This is a genomic window from Thalassoroseus pseudoceratinae, assembly GCF_011634775.1.
Taxonomy (GTDB): Bacteria; Planctomycetota; Planctomycetia; order Planctomycetales; family Planctomycetaceae; genus Thalassoroseus; species Thalassoroseus pseudoceratinae.
The window spans coordinates 95,502-110,567 of the sequence record NZ_JAALXT010000010.1; the positions used below are offsets into that span (position 1 = coordinate 95,502).

At 56.2% G+C, this 15,066-nt stretch carries 19 protein-coding genes; 6 read left to right on the forward strand and 13 right to left on the reverse strand.

All coding sequences use genetic code 11. From position 1 onward, the window contains the following. Positions 1-83 precede the first annotated feature (83 nt). Both G6R38_RS26560 and G6R38_RS26565 read left to right on the forward strand, forming a co-directional pair. Positions 84-965 (forward strand): sugar phosphate isomerase/epimerase family protein, encoded by an 882-nt coding sequence (locus tag G6R38_RS26560; protein WP_206028749.1) that lies wholly within the window; start codon positions 84-86, stop codon positions 963-965. A gap of 153 nt (positions 966-1,118) precedes the next feature. Then, entirely contained in the window at positions 1,119-2,561 is a 1,443-nt protein-coding gene (locus G6R38_RS26565) for a Gfo/Idh/MocA family protein (protein ID WP_166831805.1), read from the forward strand. Positions 2,562-3,037: 476 nt separating this feature from the next. Here the strand turns inward: G6R38_RS26565 and G6R38_RS26570 are convergent, their stop codons facing one another. From G6R38_RS26570 to G6R38_RS26630, 13 genes are all read right to left on the reverse strand, one after another. Next, positions 3,038-3,241, reverse strand: coding sequence for a hypothetical protein (locus tag G6R38_RS26570; RefSeq protein ID WP_166831806.1), 204 nt, complete (start codon positions 3,239-3,241; stop codon positions 3,038-3,040). A 37-nt stretch (positions 3,242-3,278) separates the two neighbouring features. Then, complete coding sequence (locus G6R38_RS26575; protein ID WP_166831807.1) at positions 3,279-3,941, reverse strand: ThiF family adenylyltransferase; 663 nt, start codon at positions 3,939-3,941, stop codon at positions 3,279-3,281. Further along, the gene (locus G6R38_RS26580) at positions 3,919-4,554 is read right to left on the reverse strand and encodes an MPN domain-containing protein (protein WP_206028750.1); all 636 of its coding nucleotides are present in this window, start codon (positions 4,552-4,554) and stop codon (positions 3,919-3,921) included. Before G6R38_RS26580 ends, G6R38_RS26575 begins: the two co-directional genes overlap by 23 nt. Continuing rightward, complete coding sequence (locus G6R38_RS26585; protein WP_166831808.1) at positions 4,490-5,479, reverse strand: hypothetical protein; 990 nt, start codon at positions 5,477-5,479, stop codon at positions 4,490-4,492. Before G6R38_RS26585 ends, G6R38_RS26580 begins: the two co-directional genes overlap by 65 nt. An 86-nt stretch (positions 5,480-5,565) precedes the next feature. After that, positions 5,566-5,796 carry an RnfH family protein gene (locus tag G6R38_RS26590; RefSeq protein ID WP_166831809.1) on the reverse strand — a complete coding sequence of 77 codons (231 nt, stop codon included), beginning with the start codon at positions 5,794-5,796 and terminating at the stop codon, positions 5,566-5,568. Positions 5,797-5,858: 62 nt separating this feature from the next. Beyond that, entirely contained in the window at positions 5,859-6,056 is a 198-nt protein-coding gene (locus tag G6R38_RS26595) for a hypothetical protein (protein WP_166822387.1), read from the reverse strand. A gap of 118 nt (positions 6,057-6,174) precedes the next feature. Beyond that, a complete protein-coding gene (locus G6R38_RS26600; protein ID WP_166831810.1) occupies positions 6,175-6,549 on the reverse strand; it encodes a hypothetical protein in 375 nt (124 codons plus the stop codon). Positions 6,550-6,598: 49 nt separating this feature from the next. Next, positions 6,599-6,841, reverse strand: coding sequence for a hypothetical protein (locus G6R38_RS26605; RefSeq protein ID WP_166831811.1), 243 nt, complete (start codon positions 6,839-6,841; stop codon positions 6,599-6,601). A gap of 10 nt (positions 6,842-6,851) precedes the next feature. Next, on the reverse strand, positions 6,852-7,796 hold the full coding sequence (locus G6R38_RS26610) for a hypothetical protein (RefSeq protein ID WP_166831812.1): 945 nt from the start codon (positions 7,794-7,796) through the stop codon (positions 6,852-6,854). Between the two features lie 96 nt (positions 7,797-7,892). Beyond that, the gene (locus tag G6R38_RS26615; RefSeq protein WP_166831813.1) at positions 7,893-8,360 is read right to left on the reverse strand and encodes a hypothetical protein; all 468 of its coding nucleotides are present in this window, start codon (positions 8,358-8,360) and stop codon (positions 7,893-7,895) included. A gap of 141 nt (positions 8,361-8,501) precedes the next feature. Continuing rightward, on the reverse strand, positions 8,502-9,803 hold the full coding sequence (locus G6R38_RS26620; protein WP_240928394.1) for an AAA family ATPase: 1,302 nt from the start codon (positions 9,801-9,803) through the stop codon (positions 8,502-8,504). Between the two features lie 214 nt (positions 9,804-10,017). Then, entirely contained in the window at positions 10,018-10,212 is a 195-nt protein-coding gene (locus G6R38_RS26625) for a DUF2997 domain-containing protein (protein WP_166831814.1), read from the reverse strand. After that, on the reverse strand, positions 10,209-10,577 hold the full coding sequence (locus tag G6R38_RS26630; protein ID WP_166831815.1) for a DUF1257 domain-containing protein: 369 nt from the start codon (positions 10,575-10,577) through the stop codon (positions 10,209-10,211). Before G6R38_RS26630 ends, G6R38_RS26625 begins: the two co-directional genes overlap by 4 nt. A 705-nt stretch (positions 10,578-11,282) precedes the next feature. On the opposite strand from G6R38_RS26630, the gene G6R38_RS26635 reads away from it, so the two are divergent. The 4 genes from G6R38_RS26635 (at position 11,283) to G6R38_RS26650 (ending at position 15,006) form a co-directional block, all read left to right on the forward strand. Further along, positions 11,283-12,683 carry an NAD-dependent succinate-semialdehyde dehydrogenase gene (locus G6R38_RS26635; RefSeq protein ID WP_166831816.1) on the forward strand — a complete coding sequence of 467 codons (1,401 nt, stop codon included), beginning with the start codon at positions 11,283-11,285 and terminating at the stop codon, positions 12,681-12,683. Positions 12,684-12,805: 122 nt separating this feature from the next. Further along, positions 12,806-13,813 (forward strand): NADPH-dependent aldehyde reductase Ahr, encoded by a 1,008-nt coding sequence (gene ahr / locus G6R38_RS26640; protein ID WP_166831817.1) that lies wholly within the window; start codon positions 12,806-12,808, stop codon positions 13,811-13,813. Between the two features lie 18 nt (positions 13,814-13,831). Then, entirely contained in the window at positions 13,832-14,464 is a 633-nt protein-coding gene (locus tag G6R38_RS26645) for an SDR family oxidoreductase (protein WP_166831818.1), read from the forward strand. A 32-nt stretch (positions 14,465-14,496) separates the two neighbouring features. Continuing rightward, positions 14,497-15,006 carry a peroxiredoxin-like family protein gene (locus G6R38_RS26650; RefSeq protein ID WP_166831819.1) on the forward strand — a complete coding sequence of 170 codons (510 nt, stop codon included), beginning with the start codon at positions 14,497-14,499 and terminating at the stop codon, positions 15,004-15,006. Positions 15,007-15,066: the final 60 nt, after the last annotated feature.

Here is a 15,066-nt window from a genome sequence, read left to right on the forward strand (position 1 = left end):
GGATGGGACTGGTCATTTACGATTGCAACATTCGTCGTCGCTGGATGCGAGAGAAAAATCGTGAGTTCGATCTGTTCGAGCCGTTGACGTTTCTCAAGCATTGCCATTTGCTCGGTGCGGGCGGAATACAGGCCAATCTTGGCGTGATGACCGCCGACAAAATCCATCAACTGCGTGATTATGCCGAGCAGCACAAACTGTTTATCGATGCCATCGTCAAACCACCAAAGAACAATGACGACCTGCCCCGCTTCGAGGCCGAAATCAAGACGGCTCGCGACGTTGGTGTTCAGGCCGCTCGAACGACAATCATTCCAGGCAGGCGGTACGAACGATTCAAGACGCTTGATGAGTTTCGCAAGTTTGAAAAACGTGGTCAGCAGATGCTCGAACGCGCCGCGCCAGTGGTCGAAAAGCATCGCGTGCCGTTTGCAGTCGAGAATCACAAAGACCAGCGGCTCGACGAGCGGGTCGCGTTGTTTAGGCATTTGGACAACGAGTTCATTGGAGCCTGTGTTGATACCGGCAACAGCTTCGCTCTGCTCGACGGAGCCTATGAGCCGATTGAAGCACTCGCCCCATACGTCTTCACCGTGCATCTGAAAGACCAGGCACTGCAGCCTTACAACGACGGTTTCCTGCTGGGAGACATTCCACTGGGCCAGGGCAGCTTCGACCTGAAGAAGATGGTGGCGATCATCAGAAATGCAAAGCCGAACGTCCGCTTTGCGCTGGAGCTGATCACGCGCGACCCGCTCAAAGTTCCGTGTCTGACGGACGGATTTTATTCAACGATGCCCACTTCGCGAGCCCTCGATCTGGCCCGCACATTGCGGTTCGTTCGCGACCATCCCGCAAAAATCCTTCAGCAGGTGAGCACGCTGTCTCCTGCGAAACAGGTTGAGCTTGAGGATGCCAACGTCCGTGCGAGCATTCAGTACGCCGGCTCCGAGCTAGGGCTGTAACGGCAACTACCCGACCGACACCATTCACTCTGCTCGGCTACAAGCAACAAAGAAAATCAGGATGTCAAACGAGTCAGAACAGCTCGCCCTCGTGACAACCGGAAATGATTGTGATGCCCCCATACATGATGCTTGGCTGAGGAACTCAAACTGATGTCCGGACAAACGACGATTTCCAGACGTGACATTCTTCGTCATGGAACAGCTGCGATCAGCAGCTTTGCCTTCGGAACAGCCATTACGTCCCGCTGGGCACGTGCTAATCCGTTGGGAGCGAATGACCGGATAAACGTCGGGGTGATCGGCACCGGCGTTCGTGGCAAGTATCTGATCGGCAATCTTCCCGAAACAGCGCAAGTAACAGCCATTTGTGATTGTGCAAGTTCAAGGATGGCTGACACGCTTGAACCAAAGAAGGAGTTCGCGGAAGTCCTCGCCGGCTTTCGTGATGATCATGCTGCGCACTGCAGGACGTATCAGGATTATCGGCGAATGCTCGATCAGGAGCAGCTTGATGCCGTGATCATCGCAACGCCCGATCATCATCATGTACCGGCCGCGATGCTCGCGCTCGAGGCTGGGCTGGACATTTATCTGGAAAAACCGCTTTCATTGACGATTCGCGAAGGCCGCTTGCTGGCCGACATGGTGAAGAAGACAGGATGCGTGCTTCAGGTCGGCAGTCAACAACGGACAATGGAAGTGAATCGCTTTGCCTGCGAGTTGATCCGCGATGGAGGACTTGGAAGAGTCAGGCGAGTCGACAGCCCGAATTATCCCGGTCCGATTGCCCACGCATATTTCTCTTCGGAACCAATTCCAGAAGGATTTGATTGGAATCTGTTTCTCGGTCCAAGTCCTCACCGTCCCCACAATAGAAAACTGTGGGTGAAAGACGAGTTTAAGGTCGACGGGTTGCTGTGGAGAGGCTGGGATCTGTTCCGCGATTACTCAGGTCATCTGATGACGAACTGGGGAGCCCACAATATTGACATGATTCAATACGCGTTGGGTATGGATCACAGCGGGCCTGTGAGGATTGCACCTCTTAATTCAGACACGATCGGCAATCAGCAACTCGACATCAGTGAAGCCGCGTTGGAACGCGACTGGAAGGAAAAGTGGCACAAGAAGACGCCGCGTCCAAGTGGCTCATTCAGCGATTCCATTCGCTTCCGTCCGATCACAATGGAATATGCTAGTGGCACCGTTCTGAACTTCCTGCCAGGCGTGCCAACCGCGACATTTTATGGTGAGCAGGGAACTATGACGATCAGCCGTAATAAATTCGTAACCGACCCTGTCGATCTCATCGCCGACGGCCCCGATCCCACCGTTACGGAGAAATGGAAGGGCAGTGGATTCGTTGCGCGTCCGCATTTACAAAACTGGATCGACTGCATCCACAGTCGAAACGTTCCCAACGCACCCGTGGAAGTGGGCCACAGAAGCGTCACCGTGTGCCATCTCGCCAACATTGTTCGAGAACTGAATCGACCCTTAAAGTGGAATCCCGCCGAAGAACGGTTTGACGACAATGAGGCCAACACACTGCTCGATCGACCACGCCGAAAGCAATTTGAACTGCCAAAGTAAAAAGCAATAAGTCGCACGGCGTGGTCCGCCATCCTCGACGACCCGAAAAAGGTGGTGTACTTTGTGATGTCACTGACGGACAGCGATACGTTCTTCTGCCAGGTGTGTCTCAGAGAGTGCACCGAAGGTCTTTAGTCATCAGCGGATGCTAGTCATAGACGGGACCAATGAAGTACGGTTTGCGGTCAGCGATCGCGTGATTGCCATGGGCGACGTCGAACACTGTGGCGATCATGCCGACAAGTTCTGAGGCGGCTGTTTGAAGTTAAAAACTCGCGATAAAATGTCGTCAAAGCATACAGGATGCGAAGTGAAAAATTGCTTCAAAACTTTGAAGCAGTTGGGCCAATAGATTGCTGGCTGGTCCGACCGGGGGCAGATTAGGGAATTGGGATCCGCGATAGCTAAAAAGAAACACCCAGGCCCGACCCCTCGGGGCCGGGCCTGAGAGACGTAGCGACTTCAACAAATCGATGTCAGCGGCGACACCGTTTCGATTGATGCTTGGTGCGGGTTCGTGGCTGCGGTGGTTTGGAAGAGCCGATTCCCCACAGGGTCACGGCGGTGAGTAGCCAGATGACCGCCGCTCCAAGCAGTCCAATGAATCGGCTGGCGATCAGACAGACGAAACCGAACCAAGCCAGGTAGTGGATCGTCGCTTGAGGGTCGATAGCTCGCAAAACGGTCTCCCGATGGAGTCAGAATTGAAGGGGAAATTCACAAGCTCACCAGTTCGCTGGCGGCGAGGTTGAACGACAGGTCCCGGTCGATCGTCTGTCCTCGCAGGAAGCGGGTGTACTGTTGGAGCATCAGACCGGCACAGATGTTGGCTGTGTAGATTGTGCTGCGTGCCGTACAGCGACCGATGTTGGCTTGTCGTGCCGAGAACAGCGTTGAGCTGTAATATGTCCGCTCGCTGTGGTCGGCGGCAGCCAACACTCGTACGGTCTCGGCTAGCATTCGGCCGTCGCACCAGAACTGGCAACGGCTTTTGAGCATCCGCCAGATCGCCGTGCGGGCAGTGATCGAATCGACACAACAGAAGACAACCTCGGCAACCGGATCCTGCGGCCGAAACCGGTGCGGTACAGTCAGGACTTCAATGTCCGGATCGAGCAATTGAATCGCCTCCTTCGTCGCTTCGACCTTGAGCTGCCCGAAATCGTTTTGAGTGTAACCTTGAGAGGTAATGTTCGTTGGTTCGACGATATCGAAGTCAAAGATTTGAAGTCGATTCACCCCCATGGCCGCCAGTTGCAAAGCCACTTGCCGGCCGACGGCACCAACACCAATCACGCTCACCCGATGACGCTGAATTGCATCACGAGGCACCAGATCTGTTTGCCGTGCAAAACGGTCAGAAGTGGTCGAACTCGTCATCAAAGAAACTGCTCCTTTCAAAATCGAGAAATCGGGGATCGGTCGGTAAAACGAATTCCTCGTCCAAGGGAACGCCGGCGAGATCTTTGAGGTTCGACCACTCAGTCTGATGGACCGGCTGGACACAGCGGTCATACTCATCATCCCAGGCGGCGTGATCGCTTTCCGGGAATGGGAATTCCCACGCGATGTCGATCGGGACTTCGAGTTCGGCCGTCGGACCGCTACCAAACCGCAAGCGGGCATAGCTCTCACCGCCGCGAGCTAGAATCATCATCACCGACCAGGCAACGTGGCCGAAAACCCTCTCGAAGGTTTGCTCGTCGGTGTTACTAGGCTCGGCAGATTCACCAGGGTGTGTGTGAAGCCACACGCGGCTGAACTGCTCGAGCTGACGACCTTGATCAACCTGCTCATCATAAAAGTCGGTGACCGCGTCATCGTCGAATTCGACACTGGCCACAGTGGTGTGCTGACGGATCAGTCGGATGTCTTCGATGCAAAACAGATCATCGGGTGTACTGAGTCCAAAACCACCGACTTCGGTTTCACCCCGGTCCCGTAGATAGAGCAGTTTGCTCCAAGCATACGGCGTGAACCGGAGCGTTGGCACCAGCGGGCAAGACCGATTCCGCTTCGGTCTCGATTTCGTCTTGGCAGGCATGGCAAATTCCTTGATCGAGGCAGGCAGAACAGAATTGGTCGTCACACTCGGAGCAGCATTCCGTGCGATCGGGAGCCAGAGTGCGTTCGCAGTCCGAGCAACTGACCGCACACTCCCAGCACAGCATTTCGCCGGTCAGCTGACAGGACGTGCGCTCGTCATCGCTGGTCGACATGCCGCAGGTCACGCAAGGGACTCCATGCCAATCGTCAAGCGAGACATAGGCACTTCCGGAGTTGTAGGTCGTCAAGATCTGCTGAATGATCTGAAAGACATCGAATATCCGACCGTCTTCGAGAGCCCGTTGCAGTGGTAAGCGGCCTTCGCCTTCGCAGAGGTGACCATCCTGAATGTGCGGATGCGTGATGGCGTCGTCGGACGCCGCCGGATGGGGTTCGAGTGCCGTCACTGTATAGCTCGTCGATGATTGCCCGGCTGAAAAACTGAGTGCGATTTTAAACGGACCGAGAAACACATCTTCGAGCACAATCGGACGGGTAGTCACGGCGAGTGTCGACGTCGATAGATTGACTTCCACTTGCTCGAACTCACTTTGCAACGCATTGATGTCAGCGATCAAATCGCGAAGTGAGCTAGTCGAAGGCGGCTGCAAGTCAACTTGGCTTCGTAGTTGTGCGAGTCGCTCTTGGAGATCAGTCAACGCGGATTGGAGTTGGCTACGGACGATCGCCGCAGCTGCGAACCAACCGCGGCTGTGAGCTTTTGTTTCTAGGCGGAGTAACCGCTCGATGCACTCGATGACTGCGACCGGCCAAACCCTCGGAGCTGGTGCTCTGGCTGAATTCAGACAGGAGTGAAGTCGTTCGGCGAGTCGTGGGGTGAGCTTTCGATGGAGATTGACTAACGTTTTCAAAGTTCGACTCCTCGTTTAGTGTTTCGTTCTTAACTACTGATTCCGCCGCTGGATCCAGAAACCCAGCGGCGAAATCGATCTGTGATCTAGCAACGAATTGTTGCCCCCTCGATTTTCGTCGGAGTGATCGAAACACGGTCGCCGTCTTGCAGCACATAGTCTGCTGCGACCGGTCCGCGATTGAGCCGAATCAAATAATCCTCGGGTCGACCGTGCGGCACGGTCTTCGCAAACAATGCTTGAATCGTGGTGCCTTCGGAGAGTTCTTGCGTATCCGCGAAGCCCGCGCCGTCGTTGTTGATCAGAAAAATTTTCATGAGTGACGTTCCTAATATTTGGTTACGGAAGAGAACAAGTTGGGACGGAAATCTTGACGTTGTCAGACACCGAACGCGGGACGTTTCCGAATGGGGAACCATTGCAGCGAATGTTCGGCATCGACTGTGTCCCAATCGATCAGCGGTTCCTCGTTTTGACAGTCAAGGTCGTCGAGTGGCACAAACCCCCGGTGCGAGATTTCGCGGACACTCTCGCCTGTGGATCGGGCGACGGATCGGTTGAGGTCGTTTTGGGTCATGGTTGGCTCTTTCTGTCAGCATCACATGAGAGAAAAAGCGATCGCCCCAACTGCGAGGCGATCGCGTGGAAAAACGCAATTACCCCATGTGGGGCGAAGTGGGAAAATGATGGTTGGACTATCGAGTCGCGGTTGTCCGATTTGTCTGGTCCGACGTCTTCTGGGAATCTAAGCCGTTGGCGGACGGCAGTGGAACTTGACCGTTCAATGGTCGTGCTTCTGACCTCGGCTGTTTTCTCGCACTCGAGGCAAAGCTATCGATCGCCGAACTCATTTGGCCGAGTTTCAGTTCGATTGAGAATTTGGCTGTCTGGCAACGCAATTCCTCGGCAATCTCGGGGAATCCCTGCTCTTCGTATTCGAGGGCACGCCGCATCAGCCCAGCCTTGCGTTCGGCGTGGCGAGCCAGGAACTCGGCTTTGCGGTCGAGAGCGGAGTCGAGAATAAACACCGTTTTTAGTCGACGAGAAATCGTTTGGAACAGGCGGAACATCGGCGGTGATCCTTTGAGAAAGTTGGGAATTGTGAGTCGGGGGAAATCGTCAGTGCGAAGTCAGCCAATGCTGTTCGAGCCATTCACGTTCGGCATCGAGGGCTTGACTACGGGCGGGGAACGGCCCCAGCATGGGACCATTCACGGGGAAAAGATCAGCGGTCCACTGGCCATCGGAGTTGGGTTCGACATGGCTGCCACGAGTGATCGTCAATTGACCAAGGCAGCGGAGATCGAGTTTCTCGGAATAGAGACACCGCAGCGAGCCGTCGGGCTGGACAATGATTTGCATTGCGGCTCCTCTATTTGGGACGACGCTGGATGTTGCGACGCGGTCGGTCAACCAACAGCCCATCGAGCGAAGACTGGACACCGGCGAGTTGGGATGCGATCTGTTGCCGCCGCGCCCCGCTATCTCGAATCTGTTGCGGTTCGACACCGCCGAGGATTTGCTGGGCTCGACCGACAAGCTCATCGAGTTGAACGTTGGAGCGGACATTGAGCGTGCGAAACCGTTCGAAGAACTCGATCATGTTCGTGACGGCCGAGTCGCGAAAGACTTTGGGTCTGCCATCGGTCTGACCGCTGAGCCGTTCAGTGAGGTGCTCGACGAGTTTGGTCAACTCATCCGTGAAGGCCTGCTCGGCGAGCTCCACCGCTTCGTCGAACCGCGACTGAACCCGTCGGCATTCTTGCTCATAGAGATCAGGACTGAGTTGTCTTAAATAGTCCGGCGGATCCACACTCGGATAATCGTGCTCGATCGTGAAAAGTCCGATCAGCGAAGTGGGATAGTCACTGGGATCGAACAAATCTCCGAGTCGCTCGCGAGCCAGAGTTCGCAGCTCGTCATAGTGCTGATCCAACTCTGTGACAGCGTCATCAAGTTCGGCGCGGAACTCGGCCATTCGCTGATCGAACTCCGTGATGGCCGTCTGTCGAATTAGCCGCACCCCCGGTTCGGGAAATGGCAGGGACACGCCTTTCCAATAGGCGACCGCTTGGCTGCGGATTGCGGTCACCACTTTGTAGGCGGGATGGGATGTATCCAATAACTTTTTGCCAGCAGACAAAAACTTGCCTTCGGCTCCGAAGGAGTCGGCGGCTTGGTTCTTCTGCGTCGCGGTCAACGATTTGCGGACGCCCATCCAGGAAAAGCTCAGCCGGGCGGCCGCCATCGTCGTTCGCAGTCGCTCCGCGGGTGCTGATTGCGAGGGGGCATCAGATTCGATCACTGTAGTAGTCATTGGAAAAACTCCTAGCATGAGAAACAAAAACAGCCGCGACCGTGGTGAGGGTAGGCCTGCAGCAAGTCAGTAACGCGGAACTGAAAGAAAGTGAGATTACCGGTTGCGATTGGAGGCCCAACCGTCCCCTTGCCATACGGCTTGGATTTGAAAGACTCGTGCGTTCTCGGCTTCGACCCGGATGGTCAACGGGATGCGATTTTGCTCGTGGAAGTTGGCTAGTTGCAGGTCGAACGTGAGTGAGTGCTCGTCGTTGGGTTGCCACTCTTGGAAGGCATGGGATTGGAAGTGATCGGACTTGACAACCAGGAGTCGATTTGGCGTACTAACCGTCACCCGACCGTTGCGGAGGATGCCGGGAAAGCGGTGACAAAGCGTGAGATGCAGCACCGGCTGCTCGGAATCTAAGTCTTGCAGTCCGCCATAAACTTCCGTGACTGCCAGCGGTTTTTGACCCTGCTGCCAAGACTGGTACAGCCAGTTGGTGACGATGATCACCGCGATTACCATCGCCAACACCAGCCAACCGTCGTGATACCAATAGGTTTTCGGAGCTTCGGACATAAAGCCTCTTTCGAAATAGGTTGATGAATGATTGATGATCGGCTTGGGGCCGCAGCCGAGCGGAGAGCGCGACACCGGAATCGCGGACTGCGATCCGTTGGAAGAGCTAGTGCCACGACGGGAGTTTCGCGGTTGCCGGTGTCAATTGCTGGACGGGTCGGTGGTCACCCGTCGGCGTCGCTTGCTTGTGGACGTCTGCTGGCGATAGATGCCGGCAGTCTCAGCATCCAGACAGCGACCGCTCGCCCACTGTCGAAGTTTGGCCACCGACTCGGCGGCCGTGACCGCGATGGGCACGATGTTCTTGGCTGCTTCGATCAGCGGCACATCCAACAGCGTCGCCAACCGACAGCAACTGCGAATTTCCGCGCCCGACCAATCCGTATCGTCTGGCTTGGGTTGATCGCGGTCGATGCCGAACTGCTCCAGGTAAATCTCCCAAATCGCTTGGCGTTGCGACTGGCTCGGCAGGTCGATGTAGAACAAACTGTCGAACCGTTCGGCTCGTGTGAGTTCCGGTGGTAGTTTGCTGATGTCGTTACACGTACCGACAAAGAACACATCGCACGTGCGGTCGTTGAGCCACGATAGCAGTCGGCCAAACAACCGGGCCGTCACACCCGAATCGGTTTGCCCGCTCGAAGCCACTCCCGAGAGTCCTTTCTCGAGTTCGTCGCAAAACAAAATGCAGGGCGACATCGCTTCGACAATCTGCAGGGCCTGTCGCAAATTCGACTCGGACTGCCCGACTAAACTTCCGAGCAAACTACCAATTTCCAGTGTCAGTGTCGGTCGTCCCGTCTCTTGGCCCAGACTTTTCGCGAAGGCCGATTTCCCACACCCCGGTGGTGAGAGCAGCAATACGCCCCGGGGTCGGCAACGCGAATTGCTAGTTGTTTGTCTCCGCATGGCCCGCAAACAAAACGCCTTGAGGTTCTCCAAACCTCCGAGTCCGGCGAAGGATTCCTGGCCGCGGTGCAAATCCAGCAAACCACTCTGCCGCAGCGTTTGGCTTTTGAGTTCCCACAAGACATCCGCCCGTACTCGTCCATGCCGCACGAGTGATAAACTGAACGCATTCTCCGCTTCCAACCGTGTCAGTCCCGCGGCCGCATCCAATACTGTTTCGAATTCGACTCCATGGGGCAGTTCAGAGTCTTCGGTGGCGATCCCGCGGGCGATCTCGGCGAGTTGCCGACGATCGGGGAGATCGTGGTCGATCACGACAAACAGTTTTTCGAGTTCCACCGGCAACTGCACCACCGGCGAGAGCACCACCAAGATGGTCCGATTCTGTTTCCCGGCGATCACTTGCCGCGCGACCGCCTGCACGATCTCCGCTGACTGTAAGAACCGATGGAAGTTCTGCAAAACGAGCAGCGTCGTGCCTTCCGGTGTCGCCAACGAATTGATGGCTCGGATCGCTGCCGCCAGCGTCGACACCCGGCCCCCTTAGTCCCTGTTCGAGATCCCAGGAGGCCCATTGCCAGTCTTCCTGCTGGCAGAGATTGGCAATCTCTAACAGGGCATCGGTGTGCTCGTGACTATGAATCCATAGTCCGGTAAAGCAGGCCCGTACATACTCGGCGAGTCGTTCGGTGAGTGTCATTGAGTTCCTTTCGTCAGAGTTAAATTGCGTGGCGAGAGGACAGAACGGTTACTCGCTCTGCCGCAGCGTGTTCTGCGACGAACTTGTCTGGTGAAACTCGGGCTTGAATGTTTCGTTGGTCGTCTGCCCCAACGCCCGTTCCAGAAACCGGCTGGCGGTTTGGCAGTCGGGACCGACAAAGCCGTGAGTTTCGACCTGTGTTTGACCATCGGGGCGGACGGTGATTTCGATCGTGCGTTTCATGCGGCTCCTCCGACGCTGACGGTAACTTTGATCGAGCCGTCCACGAGTAGCTCTTCGGTGGCGGTATGACCTTGTTTGCGAGCTTCGAGCTTGGCCAGTTCGACGGCATAACTTTGCAAAAACCGATCGAGATGCTGCGGATCGCCCCACCGGCCACCAAAGTGATCGAAGGCCAACTGACCACTGGCAACATCGGCCACCACCGGATACCGCCACTCTGGGAGACTCACCTGCCACCCGGTCTGCCGGCCGCTAAAGAGTTGGGCCTCTCCATACACCGGAAGCGGCAACTCCAGCCGCCGACACGCCAAACCCATTGCCTCCACATTTCGAACTTCCGTCTGAATCACGACAATGTGCGACATCACTCCTCCGTTCAAAGACTTCGAAAAACCGCTTACCGAACACGGGTGAGCGACAAAAAAAGCCCCATCCAGACCAGAAACAACCGGCCCAAATGGGGCTAAACGGCCAAAAAATGGGCGCTCTGAAAGCTAACTCCCGGGCCTCAATTCACTTGGCGCGAAAACTAGCTGGATTTAGCAGATCCGCTCGCGGGAGCGACGGGTTCGGAGTCGCATGCGGCAGTTAACCGCTAGGTTCAAGGTTCGAGTCCTTGTCGGGGAGGAGGCAAAGCGACATTTCTGTCTCGCTAGGAAAGACGTAGAAAGCGATCCGACCAAGAGCAGAGTTGCTTGCAAAAGCTCTTGGTATGCGATCGCGTCTGCGTAATGCTTTTCGAGACAGGAGTCGGTTGCCTCAATTTGCCAGTGTAGGAACGCAGAACCGCCCGTACAATCCGATGCCGCCTGGGGTCGGCATGAATGCTGATTCCGTCAGACGCAACAGGGAATGTGCGTTGATTGCTCGTCGCTCGAGAATGTCAGAACCGCGCGCCCACCCAGGAAGAGCGCATAGTTTGGTTACACCTATTTGTGTGTAACGCCTTGCGTAGTGGGGATTGAAGCCATTTTCGTCAATGGCACGGAGCTTGCAAAGAAACGCAGTGACGCAGCAACGTTGGGTTGCTCACAGCAATCGGTCGAGTACCACGCACAGGAGACATTGTCATGGCAACAGCAACCAAGACGCGAAACGAACTGAAGTCCATCAATCCGTTCAATGGCGAGGTCTTGAAAACCTACGAAGAGATAACGTCGGAGGAGGTCGATGCGGCGATCGCGACGGCGGATGAAGCCTTCCGCGAATGGCGCGAAACCAGCTTCGATCATCGTGCTGGCATTCTCCGACGCGTCGCCGAGTTGCTTCGCGAGCGTCGCGAGGAACTGGCAACCATCATGACGCTGGAGATGGGCAAGAAGACTGAGGACGCCCGCCCTGAGATTGACCTCTGTGCGACGATATTCGACTACTACGCGGACAATGGTGAGAAAATCCTCGCTCCGAAGGAATACGACACGGCGGAAGGTAAAGGGACTCTGGTCAACCAGCCGCTGGGCATCGTCTACGGCATTCAGCCTTGGAACTTCCCGTTCTACCAGCCGTCACGCGTGGCTGCTCCGCAGTTGATCGCGGGCAATGTTGTTCTCACCAAGCACGCCTCAAACGTGCCGCAGTCTGCGGAGGCGTTTGACCAGTTGCTCAAGGATGCCGGAGTCCCCGAGGGAGTGCATACGAATCTGCAACTCTCTGCTCGCAACGCCGGGAGCATCATTGACGACGACCGCGTCGTGGGCGTCGCCTTCACGGGGAGCAACAAGGGCGGTGCCGCGGTTGCCGAACAGGCTGGCCGCAACGTCAAGAAGACCGTCATGGAACTTGGCGGTGTTGATCCCTTTATCGTGCTTGACGACGCCGACATGGATGCAACCATCGAGCGGTTCATGATCGGCAAACTGCTGTGCACGGGTCAAATCTGCATCGCCGCCAAGCGAATTATCCTCGACGAATCAATCGCTGAAGAGTTCCTCGATCGCGCGACTAAGAGGTTCGCCGCGTTGAAGCCCGGTGATCCATTGGATGAAGCCACCGGATACGGTCCTGTTTGCACCGAGAAAGCGGCCATCCAACTCGAAGACCAGATCAACAAATCGGTCGAAGCCGGTGCCAAAATCCTCGTCGGCGGCAAGCGTGACGGCGCGTTCATCGAGCCGACCATCATGACCGACATTCCGAAGGGATCTCCCGCAGACTGTGAAGAGCTGTTTGGTCCTGTCGCCATCATCCACATCGCCAAGGACGAAGAAGACGCAATCCGCATCGCGAACGACAGCGACTTCGGGTTGGGCGGCTCAGTTCACACCAACGACCTTGACCGTGGTCGCCGTGTTGCGGAACGGATTGAGTCGGGCACGTGCTTTGTCAATCAGATTTCGTGGACCTACGCCAGCATGCCTATGGGCGGCGTGAAGAAGTCCGGTTACGGCCGCGAACTCGCAGACCTCGGCATCAAAGAATTCGTGAATCAGAAACTGATCAGCGTTTTCGACAAAGACCACACGACTTTGTAAGCCGTCTCAGCAGATCATCACTCCTAGCTTGGCGGTCAATTGGCCGCCGAGTTTTATAATCCACCGAATCATGGCACTGTCGCCTGAACCACCAGTCACCGTTATCGCACAGGAGCAAACAAATGACCGTCAAAGCATATGCCGTCACGAAAGCCAAGGGAGAATTTGAACCATTTGAGTTTGAACTCGGCGACATTGACCCGTACGAAGTGGACATCAGCGTCGAATCATGCGGCATCTGCCACAGCGATCTGAGCATGGGGGACGACGAGTGGGGAATGGCTCAGTTTCCGCTCGTGCCCGGTCACGAAGTGATCGGAAAAGTGTCGGCCGCGGGCGATCATGTAACCCATGTGAAAGTCGGCGACCGCGTTGGCCTTGGCTGGCACGCAGGTTACTGCATGATGTGCGATCAGTGCATGGGCGGCGATCACAACCTCTGTTCCGACGCCGAGCCGACAATCGCCGGACGACATGGCGGCTTTGCCGATACCGTTCGTGCAAAAGCTCCCAGCGTCATCAAGATTCCGGATGCGTTGGATGCCAGCGAAGCCGGGCCACTACTGTGTGGCGGGATCGCCGTCTTCAATCCGATGGTTCAGGCCGGGCTGTCTCCGACGCAGAGCGTGGGCGTCATCGGCATCGGCGGACTGGGCCACATGGGCCTGAAGTTTGCTGCCGCCTGGGGTTGCCACGTCACCGCATTCACTTCCGAGTCAAAGCGTCAGGAAGCGATCGACATGGGAGCACACGACACCATCAACTCACGCGACCCAGAAGCGATCAAATCCGCAGCGGGCAGGTTTGACCTGCTGTTGTCCACGGTCAACGTTCCGCTCGACTGGAATGCGATCCTTGCGACGTTGAAGCCGCGCGGTCGTCTGATGATGCCCGGTGCCGTCACCGAACCGCTCGATATCAACGTGCTACCCGACATGATGTTCAAGCAGCTCTCGGTTGGCTCATCGCCGGTCGGAGCCCCCGTAGTCATCCGCCAGATGCTCGATTTTGCCGCTCGACACAAAGTCGCGCCGGTCAACGAGCACTTCCCAATGAGCAAAGTCAATGATGCATTCGAACGCCTGCGCAGCGGGAAGGCTCGATATCGAATCGTTCTCGATCGCGAGTAAACCAAAAGGGAGATAACCATGAAGATTCTTGTTGCCGGATCACGGGGAGCAGTCGGTCGATTCCTAATCGACAAGCTAATCGCGAGCGGGCATGAAGTGACCGGGATCGTTCGTTCTGAAGACCAGCGGGATGACCTAACGCAAACCGGCGCCCGCGCGGTCTTGGCAGACGTGACACGTACAGAAACTCTCGACGCCGCGGTGGCAGGACAAGATGCGGTCGTGTTCGCAGCGGGCTCCAAAGGAAAGGCGGTGGAAGCAGTCGATCGAGACGGCGCGATCCATCTCTGCAATGCTGCGAACAGCGCAGGAGTCCGTCGCTTCGTATTGCTCAGTTCCATCAACGCAGGACGGCCGGAGCAGGGACCGGAGAACCTGCGACGGTATCTGCACGCCAAGCACGAAGCGGATGAGTATGTGGCCGCCAGCGGGCTTGACTACACGATCCTGCGCCCCGGATATCTGAACGATGAGCCCGGCACGGGAAAGATTCAGACTGGAGACGCTTTTGATGGCACCGACGCCCAAATCAGTCGCGAAGACGTGGCTGAAGTCATCGCCGCGTCGCTTGCAGAACCGGGAACAATCGGCGCAGTGTTCGAGTTCATCAACGGTGAAACGCCGGTTGCTGAAGCGTTGGCAAGACTGTGAGAAGCATCAAGTCCCACAGAGGAGAATACAAAATGATCAAACCACAAACACAGGTTCCTGAATTGACCGTCAAGACGGTCGGTGGCCCCGATTGGACACTCAGCCAACAGTCGCCGGAACACTTCACCTTCGTGTTCTTCTATCGCGGCTATCACTGCCCGATCTGCCGCAAGTATCTGGGCAGCATCGATCGAAAGCTCGACGAACTGTCGGCACTCGGCATTAACGCGGTCGCGATCAGTAGCGATTCCGAAGAACGCGCGACGCGCAGCAAAGAAGAATGGAGAATCCAAAACCTCCCGATCGGCTACGGCCTGTCGATCGAAGATGCTCGCAAGTGGGGACTCTACGTTTCCGAAGCCATCAAGCCGGACGAACCCGAAATCTTCAGCGAACCGGGCCTTTTCATCGTGCGACCCGACGGCGAACTGTACGCCGCATCGATCCAGACCATGCCTTTCACCAGACCCGGCATCGAAGAACTAATTGCCGGGTTCAAGTACATCATCGACAATGACTATCCGGGGCGCGGCGAGGTATGAAGCGGCACACGGATTCATAGCAAGTTGCATTCTGGTCACGTTTGGTAGAATGAGACCTGA